This window comes from Shewanella sp. SM95 (assembly GCF_025653595.1).
GTDB classification, from domain to species: domain Bacteria; phylum Pseudomonadota; class Gammaproteobacteria; order Enterobacterales; family Shewanellaceae; genus Shewanella; species Shewanella oncorhynchi.
Genome location: NZ_JAKKSE010000004.1, coordinates 186,763 through 212,631 on the forward strand (window position 1 = coordinate 186,763; position 25,869 = coordinate 212,631).

The window sequence follows — 25,869 nt, forward strand, 5'->3', positions numbered from 1 at the left end:
TTTTTATTGTTGAATGCGGGTTTACTCTTAAACCTTTGCTTTATATTTCTGCTTGTAGGCTGTAGCTTTCAGGCCAGCAGACCCGCACCCGTCGAAAATATTTCCCATAGCTACTCTAAAAATAGCAAAGGCCACATTAAATCGAATTCATATAAAGTTAAAAAAGGTGACACTCTCTACTCTATTTCTTGGGCTGCAGGGAAAGACTTTTCTGAAATAGCTAAACTTAATCAATTAGATAACCCTTATACAATTTACCCTGGACAGATTTTATATTTATCTAATGCTAAATCTAGTAACCAATCAAAATCTACGACTTTAGATGGAAATATAACGGGTAATTCAGATGCTAACTCAAGTAAAAGTGATAAAAAACAATTAGATGATAAGGTTTATCAGTCTAATGCTAAGTCAAGTGACGATCTGAAAAAAACACTTGATCAGAAAGCTAAGCCCGCGTACCTTGTAACAAGTTCCCAACAAAATGTTAACCAGCTAATGGTTCCACCCACCTCAACACTGCCAGCCAGTGTGAGTCAGTGGCAGTGGCCAGTAAGAGGGAAGTTAATCGGAACTTATTCTGCCAATGAGCAGGGAAATAAAGGTATTAAGATCGCGGGAAATCGGGGAGATATCATCAAAGCTGCTGCAGATGGGCGGGTGGTATACGCAGGAAGTGCTCTTAGGGGTTACGGTAATTTAGTGATTATTAAACATAGTGACGATTACCTTAGTGCTTATGCTCATACGGACAAGATCTTAGTCAAAGAAAAGCAACATGTCCTCGCAGGGCAGACTGTTGCAAAAATGGGCAATACAGGTGCCAATCGGGTAATGTTACATTTTGAAATTCGTTACCATGGACAGTCTGTAAACCCACTTACTTATTTACCTAAACAATGATTGTTTGGGGCCTTGTTGGCAAATGGAGGATAGGAAATTGCACTAATTCAGCAGTTTAATTAGGTTTGGGAGATTTGATCATGAGCCGCATAAATAGCACTGCCGCAGAAGCACTAGTAGATTTTTCCGTAGAAACCGTAGACTTTGATCTTGAAAAAGAAGAAGTTGCCACCGATCTAGTCCAAGAGCTAGGAATAGAACAACAGGTCCAAGATGACCTGCAAAAAAATCTTGATGCCACTCAACTTTATCTAGGTGAGATTGGTTTTTCCCCACTGCTTAGCGCAGAAGAAGAAGTTTACTTTTCCCGTAAGGCCTTAAAAGGTTGTGCAAAATCCCGTAATCGCATGATCGAAAGTAATTTACGTCTCGTCGTAAAAATTGCACGTCGTTACAATAACCGCGGCTTAGCACTGCTCGATCTTATCGAAGAGGGTAATTTAGGTTTAATTCGTGCCGTAGAAAAGTTTGACCCAGAAAGAGGTTTTCGTTTTTCAACCTATGCGACTTGGTGGATCAGACAGACGATTGAACGCGCTATCATGAATCAAACTCGTACTATTCGTTTGCCGATTCATGTTGTTAAAGAACTCAACGTATACTTGCGCACAGCCCGCGAATTAGCACAAAAACTGGATCATGAACCTACAGCGGAAGAAATTGCTGAAAAACTGCAAGTTTCTAGCTCTGATGTGAGCCGCATGCTTAAGCTGAATGAAAAAATTACCTCTGTTGATACGCCTTTGGGGGGCGATAACGAGAAAGCATTATTAGATGTATTGGCCGATGATGATAGTGTTGGCCCTGACTATAAAGTGCAAGATGAAGACATCTCTAACTCGGTGGTGAAATGGCTTAACGAGTTGAACACAAAACAAAGAGAAGTATTAGCCCGTCGTTTTGGTTTGTTAGGTTATGAACCTTCTACGCTTGAAGATGTGGGGGCTGAAATTGGTTTAACCCGTGAACGTGTTCGTCAAATCCAAGTGGAAGCATTAAAACGCTTACGTGATTTATTGGGTTCTCAAGGTTTATCTGTTGAAGCTTTATTTAGAAACTAATATCTGTCTTCTGGTGCCTTTCAGAGAAGCTATCCAGGAAATGCACTTAGTGTGAGATCACGCCATAAAGTAAAACGCCCACTATAGAGTGGGCGTTGTTATTTTTAGGCTTTTATTTAGATCACCTGATGTCTAGCTCAAGCGTTTCAGTTCATAGAGCAAATCAAGCGCCTGTTTTGGCGTTAAGTTATCGGGATTAATGCTACTTAATTTAGTCAAAGCTGGATTTTCAACCGGTTCAGGTAAAGCGAGTAAGCTTTGAATGGGCGTCCTCGTTCCTTCTGGTTGGTGATCGCGACTCTCCAATTGCTGCAATTTATGTTTCGCTGCTTTAATCACTTTGTTTGGCACGCCAGCAAGTGCCGCAACTTGTAAGCCGTAGCTTTTACTGGCTGCACCTTCCTGTACCGCATGCATAAAGGCGATGGTATCATCGTGCTCTATGGCATCAAGGTGCACGTTATACACGCCTGTCATTAGCTCAGGCAATTGAGTTAATTCAAAATAATGGGTGGCGAATAGGGTCATAGCCCCGACTTGCTGGGCTAAATATTCCGCCGCCGACCAAGCTAGCGATAAACCATCATAGGTGGATGTTCCACGGCCGATTTCATCCATTAACACTAAACTACTGGCAGTGGCATTGTGCAGGATGTTGGCCGTTTCAGTCATTTCGACCATAAAGGTTGAGCGGCCAGAGGCCAGATCGTCTGATGCGCCAATACGGGTAAAGATGCGATCAATCGGGCCAATCAGGGCGCGATCTGCTGGAACAAAACAACCAATATGGGCCATTAGTGTAATCAAGGCGACTTGGCGCATATAGGTCGATTTACCGCCCATGTTGGGTCCGGTGACAATCAACATACGTCTTTGATTGTGCAAGGTCACTGGGTTAGCGATAAACGGCGTTTGGCTAACACGCTCCACCACTGGGTGGCGACCAGCCTCTATCTGTACGCCGATATCTTGGCTCAGCTCTGGACAAGTGTAGCCTAAGGTTTCGGCACGCTCGGCAAAGTTACTCAGTACATCAAGCTCAGCCGCTGCTCTAGCAAAAGACTGTAATTCATGTAATTTCGGCAGAATAAGATCGAATAACTGTTCCCATAACTGCTTTTCGAGTGCCAGCGCTTTACCTTGGCTCGAGAGGACTTTTTCTTCGTATTCCTTAAGTTCGGGCGTGATATAACGCTCCATATTCTTAAGTGTTTGGCGGCGTTGATAATTGAGCGGTACTTGTGAGGATTGCAGGCGGCTTACTTCGATGTAATAGCCGTGTACGCGGTTATAGCCGACTTTAAGTGTATTGATGCCAGTACGTTCTTTTTCTCTGGCTTCAAGTTGTACTAAGTAATCACTCGCTCCTTCGCTCAGACCGCGCCATTCATCTAGTTCGCTGTTGTAGCCTTCACGGATCACCCCGCCATCGCGGATAAGCATAGGTGGATTATCGACTATCGCGCGCTCAAGTAGGGCTTGCTCAGCGGGGAACTCGCCTAAGTGTTGACGCAATTGAGTCGTGTGCGGCGCGCTTAGTGTACTTAAACTCTGTTGTAATTCAGGCAATAAGCCCAGAGCTTGACGTAAACGTGCAAAGTCCCTTGGACGGGCAGTGCGCAGGGCTAACCTTGCCATGATACGTTCGATATCGCCAAGTGCCTTTAACTGCTCATGCAAACCTTCATGGGCTGCGGTATCGAGGAGTTCAGTCACCGCCTGTTGGCGCGCCTTGATTTGCTTAGGATCTCGCAGCGGCTGATGGATCCAGCGTTGTAACATACGACTGCCCATAGGCGTTGCCGTGTTATCTAATACTGCGGCTAAGGTATTATCGCGGCCACCGGCAAGGTTTTGAGTGAGTTCTAGATTTCGGCGAGTTGCCGCATCGAGTACTATGCTATCGGTTTGATTGAAGCGGATAATGGCATTGATATGGGGCAGTGCCGTGCGCTGTGTGTCTTTGACATATTGCATCAAGCAACCCGCAGCTTGCAGTGATAAACGTGCATCTGCGATACCAAAACCATGTAAGTCTTTAGTGCCGAACTGGGCCAGTAGTAACTTGATACTCGTATCGTAATCAAATTCCCATTCAGGGCGACGACGTTTACCTTTAAAACCGTTAAGTAGACCTAGTTCGCCAAAGTCTTCACTGTAGAGGATTTCAACGGGATTAGTGCGTTGCAATTCCGCTTCTAATGACTCTCGCGTGTCGAGCTCTGCAATCACAAAACGTCCGGATGAAACATCTAATGTGGCATAACCAAAACCGACTTTACCTTGATAAACCGCGGCTAACAGATTGTCTTGGCGTTCTTGTAGCAACGCTTCGTCGGTTAAGGTGCCTGGTGTGACAATTCGCACCACTTTACGTTCTACGGGCCCTTTAGATGTCGCGGGATCGCCAATCTGTTCGCAAATCGCAACTGATTGACCAATTTGAACTAATTTTGCAAGATAGCCTTCCACAGCATGGTAAGGAAGTCCCGCCATCGGAATAGGATCGCCACCACTTTTACCGCGCGCAGTGAGTGAAATGCCTAATAGCTCAGAAGCGCGTTTAGCATCGTCATAAAACAACTCGTAGAAGTCACCCATGCGATAAAACAGCAACATATCGTGATGTTCTGCTTTCATCGTCAAGTACTGACGCATCATAGGAGTATGTTTTTCTAAATCATCGGTATCAATTACATTCATTAAATCGTTATCGTCCGTTGTGACTGCCTAAAGGCGATACAGTTTGTGTGGTTAAGGGTGATTAAGCGCTATGGAAGCGGAAGACTGCTGTACAATTTTCAGCTAAAAAGACCACGCAAAATTTGTTGCGCCAATCTTAGCAATAATTTAGCGAAAATTGAGCCCTTAACGATGGATATTGATCAAAGGGAGCTATTATCTGATTTGATATTCGCTAAAACCTTGGCCATATTAAAAATCCTATCAGCTAAAAATAATTCAGTCACAGGTCTTGATACTGTATGATTGTACAGTATACTAGTCAGCAGAATTAAGACAAAAAGCACGGCTTTTTGAATTACCCGTTTGTAAATTGAATATCACTTTTGACAGCTTAATGCTTGTCTTGATGAGGGAACAGGAATGAAGGTCGATCCAAATAAAGAGAAAGCACTTGCTGCGGTATTGATCCAAATTGAGAAACAATTTGGTAAAGGCTCCATCATGAAGCTGGGCGAAGATCGCTCTATGGATGTTGAGACCATTTCTACTGGTTCTCTGTCTCTGGACGTTGCTTTAGGTGCTGGCGGTTTGCCAATGGGTCGTATCGTTGAGATCTATGGTCCTGAATCATCAGGTAAAACAACACTGACTTTAGAAGTGATTGCGGCAGCGCAACGTGAAGGCAAAACCTGTGCCTTTATCGATGCAGAGCATGCACTAGACCCTATTTATGCTAAAAAATTGGGCGTAGATATTGATAACCTGCTGTGTTCGCAACCGGATACCGGCGAGCAAGCGCTTGAGATTTGTGATGCTTTAACTCGCTCAGGTGCTGTTGACGTTATCGTAGTCGACTCAGTGGCGGCATTAACGCCTAAAGCTGAAATCGAAGGCGAAATTGGTGATTCTCACATGGGCCTAGCGGCGCGTATGATGAGCCAAGCTATGCGTAAACTTGCGGGTAACTTAAAGCAATCTAACACCTTACTTATCTTCATCAACCAAATTCGGATGAAGATTGGTGTGATGTTCGGTAACCCAGAAACTACAACCGGTGGTAATGCGCTGAAGTTTTATGCTTCTGTTCGTTTAGACATTCGCCGCACTGGTGCCATTAAAGACGGCGATGAAGTGGTCGGTAACGAAACTCGCGTTAAAGTGGTGAAAAACAAGGTTGCAGCGCCGTTTAAGCAGGCTGAGTTCCAAATCCTTTATGGCCAAGGTATTAACCGTACTGGTGAGTTAGTTGACTTAGGCGTAGCCCATAAGTTGATTGAAAAAGCGGGTGCTTGGTACAGCTATAAAGGTGATAAAATCGGCCAAGGTCGTGCTAATGCTGGCAAATATCTGACTGAAAACCCAGCTATTGCGGCTGAAATTGACAAGACGCTACGTGAGTTGCTTTTGAGTAATCCGAGTGCCTTGGCTGCCAAAGCTGATGATAGTACTGAGGACAATATTGATTTAGAGACAGGCGAAGTATTCTGAGTCAGTCAGCCCATCAAATTGCGGTCGCGCTGTTAGCGCGCCGCGATTATTCCCGTTTACAAATCCGCGATAAATTGCTCGAAAAAGGTTTCGAACTTAACGATATCGAACCTGTACTCGATGCTTGCGAATCCTCCGGTTTTATTAATGATGCTCGTTATGCCGAACTGTTGGTGCGAAGCCACATCAGTCGAGGCCACGGTGCAATACGCATCCGCCAAGCAATCGCACAGAAAGGCTTATCTAAAGACTGCATTGAAGCCGCTTTGGTTAATTGTGATTGTGATTGGTTTGAGCTAGCAAAAGATAAAGCCACCAAAAAATACGGCATTCCCCGTGTGACAGAAGTGAAGGGCTCTAAAGCTCGGGATCTCATCGCAAAGGAAAAGGCCAAACGAGTGCGTTTTTTAATGGGCCAAGGCTTTAGGTACGATCAAATCACTTACGCACTAGATTCAGATCCCAATGATCTCGATGAAGATTATTAAATTTGGAGCTAAGACTGTAAAAGCTCATCTAAATATCATCAATGGGTATTGTCCATTTCGTACTTCACATTAGACTCACTTGCTTAAATATTGTCCGTGCCGCGATAAACTTACGCCGTCTTTATTTGTGCTTTATCCTGTCGTTTTGCTTCTAGTGACTCTGGTGTGGGCGATTCACGCTAAAATATTAAATTCCTGATGTGTATATCACCAATCAAGACTGGTCGTCCTTCCTTAGTCTGCTTATAATGCTGGGCAAATAGAAATACGGCTAGCCTAAGGCGTAGCTGGTAATGCTTACCCAATTCAGGATGATTTCATGTATCAAACTACAGCAGAGCTCAGAAGCGCTTTCCTCGAATTTTTCCGCAGCAATGGTCATCAAGTTGTGGACAGTAGTTCATTAGTGCCAGGCAACGATCCCACACTTTTATTTACCAATGCAGGCATGAACCAGTTCAAAGACGTGTTTCTTGGCATGGACAAACGCAATTATACGCGTGCGACCACTGCTCAACGTTGTGTACGCGCTGGTGGTAAACATAACGATTTGGATAACGTTGGCTACACAGCACGTCATCACACCTTTTTCGAAATGCTAGGTAACTTCAGTTTTGGAGATTATTTCAAAGAAGAAGCGATTCGTTTGGGTTGGACTTTTTTAACTGAAACGTTAAAGCTGCCTAAGGAACGTCTGTGCGTCACTATTTATCAGACAGATGATGAAGCCTTTGAAATCTGGAATAAAAAAATTGGTGTCGCTGCCGAGAACATCATACGTATCGGTGACAATAAAGGTGCCGCCTTTGCGTCAGATAACTTCTGGCAAATGGGTGATACCGGTCCTTGTGGTCCATGTACTGAGATTTTTTATGATCATGGTGATCATATTTGGGGCGGACGTCCTGGCAGTCCGGAAGAAGATGGTGATCGTTTCATCGAAATCTGGAACATCGTTTTCATGCAGTACAACCGTCAAGCATCGGGTGAAATGTTACCTTTGCCTAAGCCCTCGGTTGATACAGGCATGGGGATTGAGCGTATTGCTGCGATTATGCAGGGCGTACATTCTAACTACGAAATCGATATTTTCCGTACTTTGATTGCTAAAGCCGCAGAGGTCATTGGTGTTAGTGACTTATCTGAAAAGTCGCTGCGAGTCATTGCCGATCATATCCGTTCATGTGCATTTTTAATTGCCGATGGCGTTATGCCGTCGAACGAAGGCCGTGGTTATGTGCTGCGCCGTATTATTCGCCGCGCAGTTCGCCATGGTAACAAGTTAGGTGCGACCGAAGCTTTCTTCTACAAGCTGGTTCCGTCTTTGATTGCGGTGATGGGCGATGCAGCAAAAGGGTTAGCTGAGACTCAAGCGATTGTTGAAAAAGCACTGAAAGCGGAAGAAGAGCAATTTGCTCGTACGCTTGAACGTGGTTTAGGTATTTTAGATACGGCCTTAAACGAGTTGAAAGGTGACACCTTAGACGGCGAAACCGTATTTAAGCTGTATGACACCTATGGCTTCCCAATGGATTTGACCGCTGACGTATGTCGCGAGCGCAACATCATTGTCGATGAGGCAGGTTTCGAAGTCGCCATGGCTGAACAACGTAGCCGCGCACAAGCTGCCGGTAACTTTGGTGCAGATTATAACGCTGCGCTGAAAATTGATGCTGAAACTGTATTTAGTGGTTATACCGAATTAGCGGGTCAAGCTAAGGTCACCGCGATTTATCAAAATGGTGAGTCAGTGACGGCGATCAAAGCGGGTGATGAAGCCGTTGTCGTGCTCGATGTAACACCTTTCTACGCTGAATCTGGCGGTCAAGTAGGCGATAAAGGCCAATTGGTTGCAAACGGTATTGAGTTTACGGTAAACGATACGCAAAAGTATGGTCAAGCAACGGGCCATCAAGGTGTTTTGGCTACAGGTAGCTTGAGCGTTGGCCAAGTTATTGAAGCGAAAGTGGACAAAAAACTGCGTCACCGTACTCAGTTAAACCATTCTGTTACGCATTTACTGCATGCCGCACTGCGTCAAGTGCTCGGTACTCATGTCTCGCAAAAAGGTTCTTTGGTTGATCCTGAGCGTTTACGTTTTGACTTCTCCCATTTCGAAGGCGTAAAAGCTGCTGAATTAAAAGAAGTTGAAGAATTAGTTAACACTCAAATTCGTCGTAACCATGAACTTAAAACCGCTGAAATGGGCATAGATGAAGCTAAAGAGAAAGGCGCTATGGCACTCTTTGGTGAGAAATATGATTCACAAGTGCGTGTTGTGACTATGGGCGATTTCTCTATCGAATTGTGTGGCGGCACCCATGTGGGCCGCACTGGCGACATCGGCTTATTCAAAATCACCTCTGAAGCGGGCATTGCAGCGGGTGTACGTCGCATCGAAGCCGTGACTGGTGCTGCCGCTATGGCTTTTGTGGCGCAGCAACAAGCTGAACTGGAAGAAGCTGCAGCCTTATTGAAAGGCGATGCCAACTCAGTGGTTGCTAAGTTAAAAGCGCAGCTCGATAAGATGAAGCAACTCGAAAAAGAAATGGCGCAGCTGAAAGATAAGCTAGCGGCCGCAGCGAGTGCAGACTTAGTGGGCGATGCCGTTGTAGTTAATGGCGTTAACGTACTGATCAAAAAATTAGACGGCGTTGAGGCAAGTTCATTACGTGGCTTGCAAGATGAATTAAAACAGAAATTGAAATCGGCCATTATCGTTCTTGGTACCGCGCAGGAAGGGAAAGTTAACCTGATCGCGGGTGTGAGTAACGATCTGATCGGTAAAGTCAAAGCGGGTGAGCTAGTCGCTATGGTCGCTGCACAAGTGGGCGGTAAAGGCGGTGGTCGTCCTGATATGGCTCAAGCGGGCGGTAGCCAGCCAGAAAATCTGGATGCGGCATTGGCTCAAGTATTACCTTGGATTACTGAGCGTCTAGCTTAAGAGGTTGCTGTGCCCCAAAAACGAAAGCTTAGTGGTAGCAAGCTTTTTGTGAAAAAGTTCGGCGGCACTTCGGTGGGTTCTATTGAACGTATCGAAGCGGTCGCTGAGCAGATTACAAAGTCAGCTCACAATGGTGAGCAGCAAGTTTTAGTCTTATCCGCGATGGCGGGTGAGACGAATCGCCTGTTTGCACTTGCAGCACAAATTAATCCGCGCGCCTCGGCGCGCGAGTTAGACATGCTAGTCTCGACGGGTGAGCAAGTGAGTATTGCTTTGATGTCGATGGCGCTACAACGTCGCGGCATAAAAGCGAAATCCCTTACGGGCGATCAAGTGCAAATTCATACAAATAGTCAATTTGGCCGCGCCAGTATCGAGCGCGTCGATACTGAGTATTTGCAATCCCTGTTAGCCGACGGTGTTGTGCCGATCGTTGCAGGGTTTCAGGGCATCGATCCTCAAGGTGAAGTGACCACCTTAGGACGCGGTGGTTCAGATACCACTGCAGTAGCCTTAGCGGCAGCGTTAGAAGCCGATGAATGCCAGATTTTTACCGATGTGGCAGGGGTATTTACCACAGATCCTAATATTGATAGCAGTGCACGTCGCCTCGATGTGATTGGGTTTGATGTGATGCTCGAAATGGCAAAGCTCGGCGCTAAAGTATTGCATCCTGATTCTGTTGAATACGCCGAGCGTTTTCGCGTACCGCTGCGAGTATTGTCGAGCTTTGAAGCTGGGCAGGGGACGTTAATCCAATTTGGCGACGAGTCGGAATTAACGATTGCCTCGTTAGTGCAAGGTATTGCGATTAATAAGGCGCTGGCAACGCTGACGATTGAAGGGCTGTTTACCACCAGTGAACGCTATCAAGCGTTGTTAGGCTGCTTAACTCGATTGGAAATCGACGTGGAATTTATTTCTCCATTGAGGATCCATGAGGATGATCCTTCGGGTCGCGTCAGTTTTATGCTCGCAGAAGCTAAGGTTGATACTCTGCTTAATGAGCTCGAAGGCTTAAGTGAAAGCCTTGCTCTCGGGCCATTGATTATCGAACGTCAACGTGCAAAAGTATCTTTAGTTGGCAAAGGTTTACAGGCAAAAATGGGATTGTTGACTAAGATGTTAGAAGTCTTGGGTAATGAAACTATTCATGCTAAGTTACTCACGACGTCAGAGAGTAAATTATCAACCGTTATCGATGAAAGGGACTTACACAAGGCTGTTCGGGCGTTACATCACGCTTTCGAGCTAAATAAGGTGTAATTAAATAACCGTTTGAGTATTGAATACTATTAATTTGTACTAAGCTGACCTTATAATAAGCCCATCTACCGGATGAGTGCCGTGTGTAAGCTGAATTAAGAAATAAAGGAGCTATCGAATGCTGATTTTGACTCGTCGTGTTGGCGAAACACTGATGATTGGTGATGAAGTCACAGTTACAGTGCTAGGGGTAAAAGGCAATCAAGTGCGTATTGGTGTGAATGCACCAAAAGAGGTTTCTGTTCATCGCGAAGAAATCTACCAACGCATTCAATCTGAAAAATCAGGTACACCATCGGAAGGTGGTAACTTTTAGTACCTTGTTTTGGCAAGCGTACTACGGCAACAGAAGAGTCAGTTTTTTAACTGGCTTTTTTATTTTTTAGACCGAAAGATTGGCGTAAATCAATACATTGGCTTGATATAACAGCAATGTGATTAAAAACAGTTCAAATGGAATCTGTTTCGGAAAAAGGGTTTGACTTATTTTCGTCAAACAGTAATATGTGCGCCAAGAAAACGGAGAGGTGGCCGAGTGGCCGAAGGCGCTCCCCTGCTAAGGGAGTATGGGCTTTAACTCCCATCGAGGGTTCGAATCCCTCCTTCTCCGCCATTTCTTAAAGATAGAAAACAGTGCGCGTGTAGCTCAGCTGGATAGAGTACCTGGCTACGAACCAGGCGGTCGGAGGTTCGACTCCTTCCACGCGCACCATTTTTTATTAGTGTTTGATGTAAAAGTAAATTTAGATACAAGTCGCGCGTGTAGCTCAGCTGGATAGAGTACCTGGCTACGAACCAGGCGGTCGGAGGTTCGACTCCTTCCACGCGCACCATCTCTGCATTAGTTAATCTTTAACTCATCAGTTTTGAATTTCATAAGAAATTTTGTAGATAATTGCTAATAGCAAAGAGTTAAAATGCGCGTGTAGCTCAGCTGGATAGAGTACCTGGCTACGAACCAGGCGGTCGGAGGTTCGACTCCTTCCACGCGCACCAATTTAGATTAATATGATTTAAATCGTATTAATGTTTCACTGTTTAACATGCGCGTGTAGCTCAGCTGGATAGAGTACCTGGCTACGAACCAGGCGGTCGGAGGTTCGACTCCTTCCACGCGCACCAATTTAAATTAATATGATTTAGGTCGTATTAGTGTTTTACCGTTTAACATGCGCGTGTAGCTCAGCTGGATAGAGTACCTGGCTACGAACCAGGCGGTCGGAGGTTCGACTCCTTCCACGCGCACCAATATAGTTAACGAGATACGTCTTGTTGATTTAAAGCGTTAAACGCGGAGAGGTGGCCGAGTGGCCGAAGGCGCTCCCCTGCTAAGGGAGTATGGGCTTTAACTCCCATCGAGGGTTCGAATCCCTCCTTCTCCGCCATTCTATTCTTTTAGTCGAGAAGAATAGAATAAATTTGCGAGATAAAAGTGCTCATCCTAGACTCAATCTTGATTGGATCTTAGAAGTACAAAAACGAGTTTGCGCGTGTAGCTCAGCTGGATAGAGTACCTGGCTACGAACCAGGCGGTCGGAGGTTCGACTCCTTCCACGCGCACCATATAGATAAGCCCTGCAAGCAATTGCAGGGCTTTTTTATTCTTTGCATGATTAGTTTTGGTTTAAGCCTTCTTTTGCATCATATTTGGGTTTATTTATCTTGTTGGCTACCTATTCTATGGTTTAAGTATCTCCAGCTATTTAGCCTCTTTCTTCCCTTTCTTTGATCGAACTTACCAAACTATTCCTTTTTTACCGGTGAGAGAGTTTATGATGGCAAGGGTATCCGTGTCGGCTCTTTAGCATTAACTCAGGCGTGTTATTTGCTGTCTCAATAACAGATTCATTTTAACGGTGATAAGCCGCATACGGGCTCAGGAGGCGATGCTTCGAGTGTATGTCTAAGTTGAATGCACTTATTTTGGAGAAAGGCTTTTGATCATAAAGAATGCGGTTGGTTTTCCGGGAGTTGTTTGAGCCGCTACAAGGTTCAATTATCTTTGCTGATGAGGTAGGTTATTGAAATGGCCCCTTCTATGGGCAAATCAAAGTTATCTTCTAAGAAGGCTGATTCTTTACTCGAATTATCAGAAGGGCAGAAACACGTATTACACACGCTCTCAGCCTAATTGAACATCTGAATCAATCTGAATTAAGTTGATACTGTGATTGCTGATAAAGGTTATGACAGTGATACTTTTTGTGAATTTATCATTAATAAAGGCGAAAAATCAGGTTTTCCAAAGCGCCACTATAAAAATACAGCTCAGCTGAAGGTCGATTGGTGTTTATATCGATATCGACATTTAGTTGAGAATGCTTTTGGAAGAATTAAACGCTATCGAGCAATATCAAATGGATACGATAAGTTAACGATAAGTTGCGCAAGTATGGTTTCACTGGTGTTTACGTTAATATAGTTACCTATGTATTACTGGACAATGCTTGTACTCTAAAGATCAACAGGCTCTAAAAATATGCGTCTGCATGATATTGATTTCTTCTCGAGCGGTTCACTAATAGGGAATTATTTGATTTTTTATTCTAATTCAGGTGGTTTGAGTTAAATCTGTTAGACTGCTAATGTAATGCTTGAACAGTACTTATGAGGGTGATTATGCGAGCTAACTGGGATCTAGTATTAGAAAAAATTTTGAGCCACAGCAATTATGAAGATCTTTCTGTGTTGTTTCATTTACTGTTAACCGAAGAAGAACGTAGTGCCGTTGCCGGACGTTTGAAGGTCTTTCAATTGCTGCTAGACGGGGAAATGAGTCAAAGGCATATCGCTGCGGAATATGAAGTCAGTATTGCAACGATTACACGTTGTTCTAATTATTTGAAGAATATGTCTTCTGAGCATAGGGCGAAAGTTCAAAAATTAATTGGTTAGTGTTCATGTGGATACAACTCTTGTGAATATCATCTGCTCCTACTGTGGTGAATAGAACTAAGCCTTAAGGCGTGATGGGAAGCTTATGACGACGATAGAGGGAACGACGAACCAGAATGTATAAGCCGTAGCTGAGTAAACAGATAGCCAGAATTGGGTAAAGATCCTTGGGAAGGAATTTAAAGATAGCCAGCGCCGCTAAGAGATAGATAAAAGGTAGAAAGTTATAAATTATCTCGGGAAGATAACCCGATTTACGCCGCTTAGCCGAGTCTGTTCGACGGTTTTGAGAACGCATAACGTAGATCCTCGCACCTAATACAAATACCACAGTTGCCGCTATCAAGGCATAGTTGATGTCGAGTGCAATAAAACTCGAACTACCGAGCGCCATGTAGCCAAAAGGCAAAATTTCGTAAAGTGGTTTGGTTAACATAAGCACTCCGTCGCTTAACTTAGGTTGATATCAATATCTAATTGAAAATATTCATATAAAATTTGAATACTTCAATTTACCAGTCAGTTATTTATCTATTACGAATATTATAAACGCTTGTGTATAAAAAATGCACGACCTTAAATTAAGGGCGTGCATTTTAAAAGGTTAAACCATGGCAGTTTAATCACTTACGGATAAACAACTTCTCGTTTAACTTCTGGTATCAGGCTTTGTTTAGCCGCGGCAACCACAGCCGCCATTGCCGTCACAGCCTGTTTTAGGTGTGTCGCAGGCTTCGTGTTCTTCATGGTGGTGTCCATGATCGTGGTCTGAACCACCACCACAACAGCCGCCCGCTTCTTGTTTACCTGAACCGCCACAGCATCCACCGCCGTGGTCGTGATCATGTCCATGGCTTCCACAACCACCTTGGGCATGAATGTGGCCATGAGCGATTTCTTCGGCTGAGGCTTCACGAACGTCAACGATTTCGACGCTGAAATTGAGCGATTGGCCCGCTAAAGGATGGTTGCCATCGACGATAACCACATCGTCTTTCACTTCCATGACTTGAACTGGGCGCTGACCCATTTCAGTTTCAGCGATGAAGCGCATACCTGGGACGATATCTTCGATATCACCAAAGGCTTCTAATGGCACGGCTTGACGTAGGCCATCGTGATAAGGCCCATAGGCTTCTTCGGCGCTAATAGTGACATCGAGTTTTTCGCCTTTGCTTTTACCATCTAATGCGGCTTCTAAACCTGGGATCAGGTTTTCAGTGCCGTGTAGATATAGCATAGGTTCAGAGTCGAAAGAGTCTTCTAATAGTCTGCCTTCTTGATCTGATAAACGGTAATGAATGGTTACCGCGCTGTGTTGAGTGATCTTCATATCGCCTCCAATTCGTAATGTGCGCGCATAATAACGTGCTTTTTTAGTGCTGGCGATAATTTGAAGTGGCTTATGTTAGATATCGCACAGGTTTTTTTTAGGCAAATTTGTCGGTGCTTTACGGTAGAAAGGATGAGTAATGTGATTTTTGCTCGTTAGCCTGTCAATTTAGCCTGAGTGATGAGTTAGAACAAATAACGCATTACTTGAAAATGTATTATAAATAATTATATTAAAAACAAGTGATTATCTAATGGTTTCCGTGCCGCATTACGTTGACGTTAACAGTTATCTATTGCGTAAATCGCATTTTTACCCCTAGAAAACTTCATATTAACGAATCTTGATGCAGTATTTTATCGAGCGTTAATATTTGCCTATAAATAATCCATTTTAGGGGTTGACAAGCGCGGGTAAAAAAAGCAATTCTGTTTATCAAGAAATTAACATGGATTAGCCCAAACACATGCATAGCCTAGGTTTCGTAGTAACTACCATTATTACAACCACCACTACAACAACAGTGGGGGCGGGCTGATACACCCTAAAGAATTTTAACGATGAGCCCGCTTCCCACAAAGAAGCGGGCTTTTTTGTTTCTAGCTCTTATTTCTAAGTCGGGCGCGGTACAGGAGAACAAGATGAAAGTAATGAAATTTGGTGGTACCTCGCTTGCAAATTGGCAGCGATTCTCGATGGCGGCGGATATCGTTGCTAAGTCATCTAAGCTTGAACCCATAGCCACAGTGCTATCGGCCCCAGCGACTGTGACAAATGCGTTACTAGAAATGGTTGATGTAGCAGTTAAAGGTGAAGATTATTCGTCTGTGCTGCAGCATGTTGAGCGGGTATTTACCTCGCTATACCAAGATGCTGTTACTTCAATGTTGTCGAGTGAGCAGAGTGAACAGCTCTTTTCTGGACTTAATGCGCAGCTGGTAATTTGGCAGGATAGATTACGTGGCATTAGCTTACTGCAAGAGTGTCCTGATGGCATACGTGCTGAAATCGTGGTGGCAGGTGAGCGTTTATCTGCAGCCTTGATGGAACAAGTGATGCTATCTAAGGGGATCACGTCTGCTCAACTCGATCCTCGCGTCTTGTTTCTGGGTCGTGGTCGGCCGTTAGAATCCGTGGTCGATATCGCTGTGAGTAAGCCAAGGTTTCGTGCGTTGGCATTAGGTGAAAAGCGCGTATGGGTAATGCCGGGATTCACCGCCGCCGATGAACAGGGCAAAGTGGTGACGTTAGGCCGTAATGGTTCTGACTATTCTGCTGCCGTGCTCGCCGCCTGTTTAGATGCTTCGAGCTGTGAAATCTGGACCGATGTTGACGGTGTTTATAATACCGATCCCCGTGTGGTTGCAGATGCTAAGCTGTTATCACAACTCAGCTATCAAGAGGCGATGGAACTCTCCTATTTTGGCGCTAAGGTGCTGCATCCTAAGACGATTGCGCCTATCGCCCAGTTCCATATTCCCTGTTATATCAAAAACAGTTTTAACCCCGATGCGCCCGGCACTCTGGTATCAAACCAAGCCGATGAAACCGGCTTGCAGGTTAAAGCTATCTCCAACTTAGATAACCAGACCATGTTCGATATTTCAGGCCCTGGCATGAAAGGCATGGTTGGCATGGCGAGCCGTACTCTCGCGGCGATTTCCCGCAGCGGCGTGTCAGTGTCTTTAATCACCCAAAGCTCCTCTGAATACAGTATTAGTTTCTGTGTGGCGACGTCTGACTCGGCCAAAGTGAAATGGGCCTTAGAGCAAGAGTTTGAATTAGAAATAAAAAGTGACTTGCTTGAACCTATTGCTATGCGTCATGAGCTCGCCATCGTTTCTTTGATTGGTGATGGCATGCGCACTCACAAAGGGGTGGCAGCGCGTTTCTTCCAAGCGTTAGCGCAGGCGAGCGTGAACATTATCGCCATTGCCCAAGGATCATCCGAGCGGTCGATTTCGACTGTGATCGAGCAGCGTAAGACTAAGCATGCGGTGGCGGCTTGTCATCAAGGCTTTTTCGATGTGCAGCAGTATTTAGATGTGTTTTTAGTGGGTTGCGGCAATGTAGGGGCAGGCCTGCTCGAGCAGATAAAACAACAGTCTGCCATGCTCAAAGAGCAGCACATCAGTATCCGTGTTTGCGGCATAGTGAATTCGAACAAGATGTTACTCGACAGCGCAGGCATCGATTTAAGCAACTGGTCTAGCTTGCTTGCCGATAGCCAGCAAGCTTGTGATATCCCAGCATTACTCGCATGGGCAAAAGAGCAACAATTGCTTAATCCAGTGCTGGTGGATTGCACCTCGAGCGAGCAAGTATCGGATCTGTATTTGGATGTGATGAACTCAGGTTTGCATGTTGTCACGCCGAACAAAAAGTCGAACACTCGCGATTATGCTTATTATCAAGCACTGCGCCAAACGGCATTAAAACAGCGTCGCCAATTCTTATACGAAACCACAGTCGGTGCGGGTTTACCTGTGATCGATAACCTGAAAAAACTGTTATTTGCGGGTGACAAACTGCATAAGTTTAACGGTATTTTATCGGGCTCTTTATCCTTTATCTTCGGCATGCTCGATGAAGGCATGACACTTTCTGAAGCAACTGGTCTTGCGCGGGAAAAATGTTTTACTGAGCCCGATCCCCGTGATGATTTGAGTGGTATGGATGTGGCGCGTAAAGTGCTCATTCTTGCCCGTGAAGTGGGACTAAAGTTAGAGCTCAGTGACGTGCAGGTTGAATCTGTATTGCCAGCCGAGTTTGATGATTCAGGTGATGTTGAAAGCTTTATGGCACGATTACCGCAAGTTGATGCCGCAATTGCCGCAAAAGTGGCGCAGGCCAAAGCCCAAGGTAAAGTGCTGCGTTATGTTGGGCAAATTGAGGATGGTGTGTGCCGTGTGCGTATCGCCGAAGTGGATGCACAGGATCCGCTTTATAGCGTTAAAGGCGGTGAAAATGCCTTGGCGTTCTATAGCCGCTATTATCAGCCCATTCCCTTTGTGCTACGCGGCTATGGCGCAGGGACTGAAGTGACCGCTGCTGGTGCCTTTGCCGATGTATTAAGAACCTTGAATTGGACTCGTGAGGTGAGTGTATGAGTTTGACCGTTTACGCTCCAGCCTCTATGGGTAACGTAGGAGTCGGATTTGATTTACTCGGTGCAGCATTAGCGCCGATTGATGGTAGTTTACTGGGCGATAGAGTGACTATCGCCGCAGCAGCGTCGGGTGTGAGTCTTATGCAAACCGGCGCTTGGGCCCATAAACTGCCTGAAAATCCGCAAGACAATATTGTGTACCAATGTGCCGAATTCTTCTTAACAGCCATGAGTAAGGAGTTTTTAACTGCGCAGGGTAAAGCAGATGAAGGTGTGGCACTCACACTGGAAAAGAACCTGCCCGTCGGCAGTGGTTTAGGGTCGAGTGCAAGCTCAGTCGTGGCGGCGTTATATGCCTTGAATGAACATTTTGACAGACCCTATAACGAGCAAGCACTGCTGGAACTGATGGGCGAGTTTGAAGGGAAGATCAGCGGTAGTGTGCACTATGACAACGTTGCCCCCTGTTATTTGGGCGGCATGCAATTGATGCTCAATGTGCCGGGCACAGTTTGCGAAGCAATACCCAGCTTTAAAGAATGGTATTGGGTTGTGGCCTATCCAGGGATTTCACTCTCAACGGCAATGATGCGCAAACTCATGCCTGATCAATATGATAAAAGTGTCACTATCGATTTTGGCCGTTATTTAAGCGCCTTTGTGCATGCGTCTTACCAGCAGAATGCCAAGCTTGCGATCAGCGTATTAAAGGATGTGTTAGCCGAGCCCTATCGCGCCGCCGCGATCCCGGGTTACGACAAGGCCAGAGCCGCTTTAGCCGATTTAGGCATGTTGACTACGGGGATTTCGGGCAGCGGCCCAACGCTGTTTTCGATTACCGATGATTTAGCCACGGCAAATACCGCTAAAGCTTGGTTAGAACAGCATTATCTTACCGAGGTGGGTGGCTTTGCCCACGTGTGTCGCCTCGATGAGCAAGGCACGCGTAGAGTCGATTAATAGTTAATTTAGCTAAGACTAAGTACCCCAAATTAGCATTTAAGGTTTAGCATCAAAAGGTTGAGTTGAGCATGGAACTATATAATTTAAAACACCCTTCGCAGAAAGTGAGCTTTAAAGAAGCGGTACAGCTGGGGTTAGGTAAAGACAGAGGTTTGTTCTTTCCTAGTCAAATACCCGTATTAGACGATATTGAAGGGCTGCTGGCGTTGCCATTCGTTGAGCGCAGTAAAAAAGTACTCGGCGCATGGCTTGCCTCTGAGTTAGGCCAAGATGCGGTCGATAAATTAGTTGAGCGTGCCTTTAACTTCGATTTACCTTTGGTTGCCGTCGATGAGCAGCGCGCTTGCCTCGAATTATTCCACGGTCCAACACTGGCGTTTAAAGATTTTGGGGCGCGTTTTATGGCGCAATGCGTTAATGCTTTTGTGGGCGACACGCGCTTAACCATTTTGACTGCGACCTCGGGCGACACTGGCGCCGCGGTTGCCGATGCTTTTTATGGGCTTGAGAAAGTCAATGTGGTGGTGCTCTATCCTAAGGGCAAGATCAGTGAACTACAGGAAAAGATGTTCACGACTTTGGGCAAAAATATCCATACAGTTGCCGTCTCGTCCGATTTTGATGCCTGCCAAGATCTGGTTAAGCGCGCCTTTGATGATCCCGAAGTCCGCGATGGGTTGAGCTTAAACTCGGCAAATTCTATCAACATCAGCCGCTTACTCGCGCAAATTTGCTATTACTTTGAAGCGGTTGCCCAGTCTAAACAACGCCATGAAGCCGATCCTGTGATTTCAGTGCCAAGTGGTAACTTTGGCAACCTCACCGCAGGTTTATTCGCTAAAGCGATGGGATTACCAGTTAAACGCTTTATTGCCGCGACCAATGCCAACGATACAGTGCCGCGTTATTTAGACAATGGTCAATGGCAGCCCAATCCGACTCAAGCGACTATGTCCAATGCCATGGATGTGAGTGAACCCAGTAACTGGCCGCGTGTGGAAGCCATTTGTGAGAAATTAGGCTGGCCACTGAGTAGCTTAGTGGGTATTCGCTTATCGGAGGAACAAACGTCACAGGCATTAGCTGAGTTACACGCTCAAGGTTATGTGTCTGAGCCCCACGCGGCGATTGCGGCTAAGGCCTTATCTTTAACCTTAGTGCCCGATGAAGTGGGCATATTCTTGGGGACGGCGCATCCCGCTAAATTTAAGGATGTTGTGGATAGAGAATTAACGCTTAACTTACCCTTGCCGCCTGAGCTTGAAGCTGTTGCGAGTAAGCCCATCTTATCCGCGGAATTAGCGGCAGATTTTGCTGCATTAAAAGTGCATTTATTCAAAATATTAGCTTAAGGGCTTTAGCCCTACTGATGTCTGCCTAGCAGTGGAATAACATGGCGTAAAAGCAGGAAGGGAGCTTGGCTCCCTTTTTTTACAAGTGTGAGTTTTATGGCGAGGAATTGATGAGCTTGTGTTACCAGTGAACATAAAACAACCCTTAGTTAACTACATGATATTTAATTAATATTTGTAACTTTCTGTATTATCCTTGGTTTCTTATATGTGACATTGTTCACAATTTTATCTATTGCAATTAGTTATGTTCACCCGCGTGTTTAATCTGTGGGTTAATTGATTTGTCTAAATTTTTTCTGTTAAGTACATGTTTTTGCGTTTTAATATCTGGATGTGCGACCAAGCAGCATGAACTATATCGTCGCATTAACGTGGCCTACGATTTTGAAGTCACCCACTGCGATAGTTTTGCTTTAGTTACTGGGGTGAGCCGCCATGAAAACCGGCTTGATGAAGCTAAAGAGTCCGCCACGGCTCAGGGTGAGGAATTGGGGGGGACACACATAGTTTGGTTACAAGTCGATATGGGGGATCCCACTAAAGTTGTTGCTATTATTTATAAGTGTCTGATTTAAATTTATAAAACTTTATTTTATTTCCTGCGTTCAGGCTTAGCCTTTATCGCAGCATAGTGAGTCGTTTAGATCTCACTCTTGGCTGTTGTGCTTTTTTGTTATAATTCCTCGCCCTTTTTTAGGCTAATTACTGTGATCTCGCCGGTGTTTATGGCGCGCTATCTAAGTGACAACTACGCTTACTGAGGTAGAACTCCCTCGCGGAAGTCTGACGCTGAATCGTTATACTTCATCTTAATCAAGAGAGGATCATCAACTTAAGAGGCAAGTAACTTAGCCTATGCCATGGTTTAAATACGTTCCTGTCTTATTTATGTTTTTTTTAGTCTTGCCCGCTGTAAGTGCGTCGCAGGTCAATAGCCCTTTACCTTGTAAGAACACGATTAAAGTCGGTTACAACGATTGGCCTCCCTATGCTTGGCAAGATCCTCAAGGAGAAGCCCAAGGTTTAGATGTGGATCTGATGCGGGCATTTGCAGTGTATCTTGGTTGTGAAGTTCATTTTATTAATGTGCCCGCTAAGCGCTCGCATCAGATGTTGCGAGCAGGACAGTTAGATGTGTTGATGGGAGCGACTATGACGGATGAACGTCAAAACTATGCTCTTTTTTCAACCTATTACCGGGATGAAGAGCTGCGCTTATTTGTACTTTATGAGCAAAAAGATCAGATTAATATCGATAAATGGGAGGACATTTTTACCCAAAAATTGCGTCTACTTGTCCCTTCTAGCGGTTGGTATGGTGCAGATTATCAAGAATCTCAATATCGATTAGAGCAGGAGCACTTGTTAGTATTAAGTCCCGACTCAGATAAGTCTGTGCAAATGCTTATCTACGGTAGGGGAGATATGATCGTCGGAGATACCTTAGCTATGCCCTATATCGCCAGCCAGCATCAACGCATCAAGCTAGTGCCACTTAAGTTAGTGTTAGATCAAAACCATATTCATTTAATGTTCAGTAAAGCGAGTATCAAGACAAGCCAGTTAGAGCAGTTTAATCATGCGATTAAGGCATTGATGGATAACGGTGAAATTGCACGAGTGATCAATAAATGGCAACAAATGACACTGGCGAAACAGTCTAATATGAGCCGCCTAAACAGTCCGCTAAAGACGCTGTATGTCAGCCCTTAACATTAGCCCTTCACGTTAGCCACTCATGTCCGACTCTGGTATATTTTTACCCTAGTGCAATATGGTAACGCTATGATCTTTGATGTTTTCCTCTAAAGAATCTTGTCTTTTATTCAGTTGCTCCTCCGCGATTTAAGATGTGACACATTTGCTAAAACTTCTCTGACTTGAAGTTACTGAACTCTCTATCAAATTCTGCTAGCTTGTTGGGCTCAATTGTCATGCTTTGGACTTGATTGTGGTTTTTTACAAAAGCCCATGGCAAGAATTTCTTCGCTAAATCTGCTAGCAAAATCTCGTAGTAAAGAGTCTATTGCTAAAAAATAACAATAGGATAGAGGTCATACATGAAACTTCGCCATTCTGTCGCCTGCTGTATGCTTGCCCTAGGCACATTAACAGCGTTCCAAACCATCGCTGCCGATGCGGTGAGCAATCAAGGGTATTACCGTGCGCCCGCGTTGCACGATCAAACCTTAGTCTTTACTGCAGAAGGGGATTTATGGACTCAGACCTTAGGTCAAAAAGCGGCGACTCGCTTAACGAGTTTACCTGCGGAAGAGCTAGGGGCGACTATTTCGGCCGACGGTAAGTGGGTTGCTTATGTTGCCAACTATGAAGGCGCGAGCGAAGTGTATGTGATCCCTATTACGGGCGGTGTGGCTAAACGGGTGAGTTTTGAGAATAGCCGTGTACGAGTTCAGGGCTGGACTGCCAAAGGCGAGATTTTATATTCCACCGACACGGGCTTTGGTCCTGCTAATAATTGGATGCTGCGCAGCGTCGATCCTCAAACTCTCACCACCACAGATTTACCCTTAGCCGATGCAGTTGAAGGTGTGATTGATGATCGCAACGAATACGTGTACTTCACCCGCTTTGGTCTGCAAGTGACTGGCGATAACGCCAAAGTGTACCGTGGCGGTGCAAAAGGTGAATTATGGCGCTTTAAACTCGGCAGCAAAACCGAAGCACAGTTGCTCAGCGGCCAACACGACGGCTCAGTGCGCCAACCTATGCTATGGCAGGACAGACTCTATTTTATTAGCGACAGCGATGGCAACGACAACCTCTGGTCGAGTGCGCTCGATGGTTCAGGTGCAAAACAGTTGACCCAATTTAAAGATTGGCAAGTCCGCGGTGCGCGGATGGACCAAGGCAAAGTGGTATTCCAGTTAGGTGCGGATATCCATGTGTTTGATATTGCGGCCGCTAAAGACTCGTTACTCAATATTGAACTCACTTCCGATTTTGCCGAGCGCCGTGAGCATTGGGTAAAAGATCCTATGGATTACGCTTCTTCGACTAATTTGGCCCCCGCTGGCGATAAAGTGGTGATCACCGCCCGCAGCCACGTGGCGATCGCGGGTATTGATGGCTCGCGTTTAGTTCAAGTTGCACTGCCGGGAACTTATCGCGTAAGGGAAGCGGTGTTGAGCCAAGATAGCAAGTCGGTTTATGCGATTAGCGACATGACAGGTCAGCAGGAAATTTGGCAATTCCCTGCTGATGGCAGCAGTGGCGCTAAACAGTTAACCAAAGACGGTCATACTTTAAGAATGAGTCTTAATTTGTCCAGTGACGGTCGATTTATCGCCCATGACGATAACGATGGTAACGTTTGGCTGCTCGACTTAAAGAAAAATACAAATCAAAAAATCATCACTAACGGTGAGGGACTTGGGCCTTACGCCGATATCCGCTGGTCCGGTGACAGCCGTTTTATTGCATTAACTAAGTCGGAAATCGGTAAACAACGTCCGCAAATCGTCCTGTATTCTGTGGATGAAAATAAGGTAGAGACGCTCACCAGCGACAAATACGAGTCCTATTCGCCAACCTTTAGCAGTGACGGCCAGTGGCTATATTTCCTGTCAAACCGCCAATTCAGCGCAACACCAAGTTCACCTTGGGGCGATAGAAACATGGGCCCTGTGTTTGATAAACGCAGCCAAATTTTTGCCATCGCACTGGTCAAAAATGCCAAATTCCCCTTTAGTAAACCCAATGAACTCGAATCGAATCAAGTTGAAAAAACCGATGCTAAGGATAAACCGAGTCCAGTGAAAATCGATTGGGCAGGGATCTCCCAGCGTTTATGGCAAGTGCCTGTCGATTCAGGCAATTACAGTAAGCTGCGCGTCATCGATGATAGACTTTATCTGTTAGATCAAGCTATTGGTGACGATGTTGCCCCTAATTTAATGACCATCAAATTTGACCGATTAAGCCCCAAAGCCGAGGTTTTTGCCGAGGACATTGGCCAATATGAGGTTTCTGCCGATGGTAAAAAGCTGATGCTACGTAAGCACAGTAATGAGAAATCACTCCTGATTGTTGATGGCGGCGATAAATTAGGCGATACGGATAATGCCAAAGTGCAAACGGAACAATGGCAGTTAGCGATTTCTCCGCAGCTTGAATGGCAGCAAATGTTTGAAGATGCGTGGTTGATGCACCGAGAATCTTTCTTCGACAAAAAAATGCGCGGCCTCGATTGGCAAGCGACCAAAGTTAAGTATCAGCCTTTGCTCGACCGCCTGACCGATCGTAACGAACTGAATGACATCTTCATGCAAATGATGGGCGAGTTAGATTCTTTGCACTCACAGGTGCGCGGTGGTGACATACCTCAAGATCCCGATGCGGCTAAAGCGGCAAGCCTTGGCGCGCGCCTACAACAAACTGCAGATGGCGTGAAAATCGCGCACATTTACAGTAACGATCCTGAGTTACCTGCTAATGCTTCACCGTTAAATCGTATCGAAGTCGATGCTAAAGAAGGCGATATGCTGCTGGCTATCAATGGCACGCCAGTGGCGAATGTGGCTGACGTCACGCGTCTTTTACGCAATCAACAGGATAAGCAAGTATTACTACAGCTTAAGCGTGGTAGCCAAACCCATAAAACCATCGTCATGCCCGTTAGTGCTGTGGTGGACAGTCAATTACGTTACTTAGATTGGGTGAGCCATAATGCGGCTGTGGTCGAGGATGCAAGTCAGGGCAAGATGGGTTATTTGCACTTATATGCCATGGGCGGTGGTGATATTGAAAGTTTCGCCCGTGAGTTTTATGCCAACTACGATAAAGAGGGTTTGATTATCGATGTTCGCCGTAACCGCGGTGGCAATATTGACAGTTGGATTATCGAGAAGTTACTACGCCGCGCTTGGGCGTTTTGGCAACCGACCCACGGCACGCCAAACACCAATATGCAACAAACCTTCCGCGGTCATTTAGTGGTGTTAACCGATGAACTGACCTATTCCGACGGCGAAACCTTCTCCGCAGGGATTAAAGCACTTGGTATTGCGCCCTTAATTGGTAAGCAAACGGCAGGGGCGGGCGTGTGGTTATCTGGGCGAAATGCGTTGACCGATAAAGGGATGGCGCGGGTGGCCGAGTATCCACAGTATGCAATGGATGGCCGCTGGGTGCTTGAAGGCCATGGCGTAACGCCGGATATTGAAGTCGATAACTTACCTTTTGCTACCTTTAATGGAAAAGATGCGCAGCTTGAAACTGCAATAAGTTATTTAAAGGATGAGTTGGTTAAACAGCCAATCCCAGCCTTAAAAGTGCAACCTTTGCCTGTAAAAGGTATGGCACAGGATATTAAAGCTAAGTAATTGATATTTAAATTCAGTATTTAACCGAAATTTA

General features: G+C 45.4%; 17 protein-coding genes, 8 tRNA genes and 1 pseudogene. 23 read left to right on the top strand and 3 right to left on the bottom strand.

Annotation, left to right across the window (positions count from 1 at the left end; all coding sequences use genetic code 11):
* The first annotated feature begins 6 nt into the window (after positions 1-6).
* Positions 7-903 carry a peptidoglycan DD-metalloendopeptidase family protein gene (locus L5M29_RS07670; protein ID WP_263167110.1) on the top strand — a complete coding sequence of 299 codons (897 nt, stop codon included), beginning with the start codon at positions 7-9 and terminating at the stop codon, positions 901-903.
* An 80-nt stretch (positions 904-983) separates the two neighbouring features.
* A complete protein-coding gene (gene rpoS, locus L5M29_RS07675; protein WP_028761361.1) occupies positions 984-1,964 on the top strand; it encodes an RNA polymerase sigma factor RpoS in 981 nt (326 codons plus the stop codon).
* 132 nt (positions 1,965-2,096) lie between these two features.
* On the opposite strand, the gene mutS is transcribed toward rpoS, so the two are convergent.
* A complete protein-coding gene (mutS, locus tag L5M29_RS07680; RefSeq protein WP_263167111.1) occupies positions 2,097-4,667 on the bottom strand; it encodes a DNA mismatch repair protein MutS in 2,571 nt (856 codons plus the stop codon).
* A 402-nt stretch (positions 4,668-5,069) separates the two neighbouring features.
* Between mutS and recA the strand changes: the two genes are divergently transcribed.
* The 15 genes and pseudogenes from recA to trpR all read left to right on the top strand — a co-directional run bounded on the left by recA (position 5,070) and on the right by trpR (position 13,730).
* Positions 5,070-6,137 carry a recombinase RecA gene (gene recA, locus L5M29_RS07685; RefSeq protein ID WP_105251812.1) on the top strand — a complete coding sequence of 356 codons (1,068 nt, stop codon included), beginning with the start codon at positions 5,070-5,072 and terminating at the stop codon, positions 6,135-6,137.
* Positions 6,138-6,154: 17 nt separating this feature from the next.
* Positions 6,155-6,625 (top strand): regulatory protein RecX, encoded by a 471-nt coding sequence (locus L5M29_RS07690; RefSeq protein ID WP_411569039.1) that lies wholly within the window; start codon positions 6,155-6,157, stop codon positions 6,623-6,625.
* Positions 6,626-6,944: 319 nt separating this feature from the next.
* Complete coding sequence (alaS, locus tag L5M29_RS07695; protein WP_263167115.1) at positions 6,945-9,569, top strand: alanine--tRNA ligase; 2,625 nt, start codon at positions 6,945-6,947, stop codon at positions 9,567-9,569.
* A 9-nt stretch (positions 9,570-9,578) separates the two neighbouring features.
* The gene (locus L5M29_RS07700; protein ID WP_006082603.1) at positions 9,579-10,835 is read left to right on the top strand and encodes an aspartate kinase; all 1,257 of its coding nucleotides are present in this window, start codon (positions 9,579-9,581) and stop codon (positions 10,833-10,835) included.
* Positions 10,836-10,953: 118 nt separating this feature from the next.
* On the top strand, positions 10,954-11,151 hold the full coding sequence (csrA, locus tag L5M29_RS07705) for a carbon storage regulator CsrA (RefSeq protein ID WP_006082602.1): 198 nt from the start codon (positions 10,954-10,956) through the stop codon (positions 11,149-11,151).
* Between the two features lie 205 nt (positions 11,152-11,356).
* Positions 11,357-11,448 (top strand) — tRNA-Ser (locus L5M29_RS07710).
* A 22-nt stretch (positions 11,449-11,470) separates the two neighbouring features.
* Positions 11,471-11,547 (top strand) — tRNA-Arg (locus L5M29_RS07715).
* A 44-nt stretch (positions 11,548-11,591) separates the two neighbouring features.
* Positions 11,592-11,668 (top strand) — tRNA-Arg (locus tag L5M29_RS07720).
* Between the two features lie 86 nt (positions 11,669-11,754).
* A tRNA-Arg gene (locus L5M29_RS07725) sits at positions 11,755-11,831 on the top strand.
* A 49-nt stretch (positions 11,832-11,880) separates the two neighbouring features.
* Positions 11,881-11,957, top strand: a tRNA-Arg gene (locus L5M29_RS07730).
* A 49-nt stretch (positions 11,958-12,006) separates the two neighbouring features.
* Positions 12,007-12,083: transfer RNA gene (locus L5M29_RS07735), tRNA-Arg, on the top strand.
* A gap of 45 nt (positions 12,084-12,128) precedes the next feature.
* Positions 12,129-12,220 (top strand) — tRNA-Ser (locus L5M29_RS07740).
* A 101-nt stretch (positions 12,221-12,321) separates the two neighbouring features.
* Positions 12,322-12,398 (top strand) — tRNA-Arg (locus tag L5M29_RS07745).
* 520 nt (positions 12,399-12,918) lie between these two features.
* Positions 12,919-13,257: pseudogene (locus L5M29_RS07750) on the top strand (transposase); the annotation flags it as partial.
* Positions 13,258-13,454: 197 nt separating this feature from the next.
* Positions 13,455-13,730, top strand: coding sequence for a trp operon repressor (gene trpR, locus L5M29_RS07755; protein WP_028760799.1), 276 nt, complete (start codon positions 13,455-13,457; stop codon positions 13,728-13,730).
* A 64-nt stretch (positions 13,731-13,794) separates the two neighbouring features.
* On the opposite strand, the gene L5M29_RS07760 is transcribed toward trpR, so the two are convergent.
* A complete protein-coding gene (locus L5M29_RS07760) occupies positions 13,795-14,166 on the bottom strand; it encodes a hypothetical protein (RefSeq protein WP_028760798.1) in 372 nt (123 codons plus the stop codon).
* Between the two features lie 237 nt (positions 14,167-14,403).
* A complete protein-coding gene (gene slyD / locus L5M29_RS07765; RefSeq protein ID WP_198572123.1) occupies positions 14,404-15,063 on the bottom strand; it encodes a peptidylprolyl isomerase in 660 nt (219 codons plus the stop codon).
* A gap of 641 nt (positions 15,064-15,704) precedes the next feature.
* Between slyD and thrA the strand changes: the two genes are divergently transcribed.
* The 6 genes from thrA (at position 15,705) to L5M29_RS07795 (ending at position 25,835) form a co-directional block, all read left to right on the top strand.
* Entirely contained in the window at positions 15,705-18,173 is a 2,469-nt protein-coding gene (gene thrA, locus L5M29_RS07770; RefSeq protein ID WP_263167117.1) for a bifunctional aspartate kinase/homoserine dehydrogenase I, read from the top strand.
* A complete protein-coding gene (gene thrB, locus L5M29_RS07775) occupies positions 18,170-19,132 on the top strand; it encodes a homoserine kinase (protein WP_263167118.1) in 963 nt (320 codons plus the stop codon). Before thrA ends, thrB begins: the two co-directional genes overlap by 4 nt.
* A gap of 71 nt (positions 19,133-19,203) precedes the next feature.
* Positions 19,204-20,487: a threonine synthase gene (thrC, locus tag L5M29_RS07780; RefSeq protein WP_263167119.1), complete on the top strand. Its 1,284-nt coding sequence runs from the start codon at positions 19,204-19,206 to the stop codon at positions 20,485-20,487.
* Positions 20,488-20,771: 284 nt separating this feature from the next.
* Entirely contained in the window at positions 20,772-21,065 is a 294-nt protein-coding gene (locus L5M29_RS07785) for a hypothetical protein (protein ID WP_028760793.1), read from the top strand.
* A 280-nt stretch (positions 21,066-21,345) separates the two neighbouring features.
* Complete coding sequence (locus tag L5M29_RS07790; protein ID WP_263167120.1) at positions 21,346-22,203, top strand: substrate-binding periplasmic protein; 858 nt, start codon at positions 21,346-21,348, stop codon at positions 22,201-22,203.
* Positions 22,204-22,550: 347 nt separating this feature from the next.
* Positions 22,551-25,835 (top strand): S41 family peptidase, encoded by a 3,285-nt coding sequence (locus L5M29_RS07795; protein ID WP_263167123.1) that lies wholly within the window; start codon positions 22,551-22,553, stop codon positions 25,833-25,835.
* The last annotated feature ends 34 nt before the right edge of the window (positions 25,836-25,869 follow it).

What these genes read in the sequence shown, in the direction of transcription:
- thrB (WP_263167118.1), top strand. Translation starts at nt 18,170, where the DNA reads ATGAGTTTGACCGTTTACGCTCCAGCCTCTATGGGTAACGTAGGAGTC.
- thrA (WP_263167117.1), top strand. Translation starts at nt 15,705, where the DNA reads ATGAAAGTAATGAAATTTGGTGGTACCTCGCTTGCAAATTGGCAGCGA.
- alaS (WP_263167115.1), top strand. Translation starts at nt 6,945, where the DNA reads ATGTATCAAACTACAGCAGAGCTCAGAAGCGCTTTCCTCGAATTTTTC.
- slyD (WP_198572123.1), bottom strand. Translation starts at nt 15,063, where the DNA reads ATGAAGATCACTCAACACAGCGCGGTAACCATTCATTACCGTTTATCA.
- rpoS (WP_028761361.1), top strand. Translation starts at nt 984, where the DNA reads ATGAGCCGCATAAATAGCACTGCCGCAGAAGCACTAGTAGATTTTTCC.
- recA (WP_105251812.1), top strand. Translation starts at nt 5,070, where the DNA reads ATGAAGGTCGATCCAAATAAAGAGAAAGCACTTGCTGCGGTATTGATC.
- L5M29_RS07760 (WP_028760798.1), bottom strand. Translation starts at nt 14,166, where the DNA reads ATGTTAACCAAACCACTTTACGAAATTTTGCCTTTTGGCTACATGGCG.
- L5M29_RS07790 (WP_263167120.1), top strand. Translation starts at nt 21,346, where the DNA reads ATGCCATGGTTTAAATACGTTCCTGTCTTATTTATGTTTTTTTTAGTC.
- L5M29_RS07795 (WP_263167123.1), top strand. Translation starts at nt 22,551, where the DNA reads ATGAAACTTCGCCATTCTGTCGCCTGCTGTATGCTTGCCCTAGGCACA.
- trpR (WP_028760799.1), top strand. Translation starts at nt 13,455, where the DNA reads ATGCGAGCTAACTGGGATCTAGTATTAGAAAAAATTTTGAGCCACAGC.
- mutS (WP_263167111.1), bottom strand. Translation starts at nt 4,667, where the DNA reads ATGAATGTAATTGATACCGATGATTTAGAAAAACATACTCCTATGATG.
- csrA (WP_006082602.1), top strand. Translation starts at nt 10,954, where the DNA reads ATGCTGATTTTGACTCGTCGTGTTGGCGAAACACTGATGATTGGTGAT.
- thrC (WP_263167119.1), top strand. Translation starts at nt 19,204, where the DNA reads ATGGAACTATATAATTTAAAACACCCTTCGCAGAAAGTGAGCTTTAAA.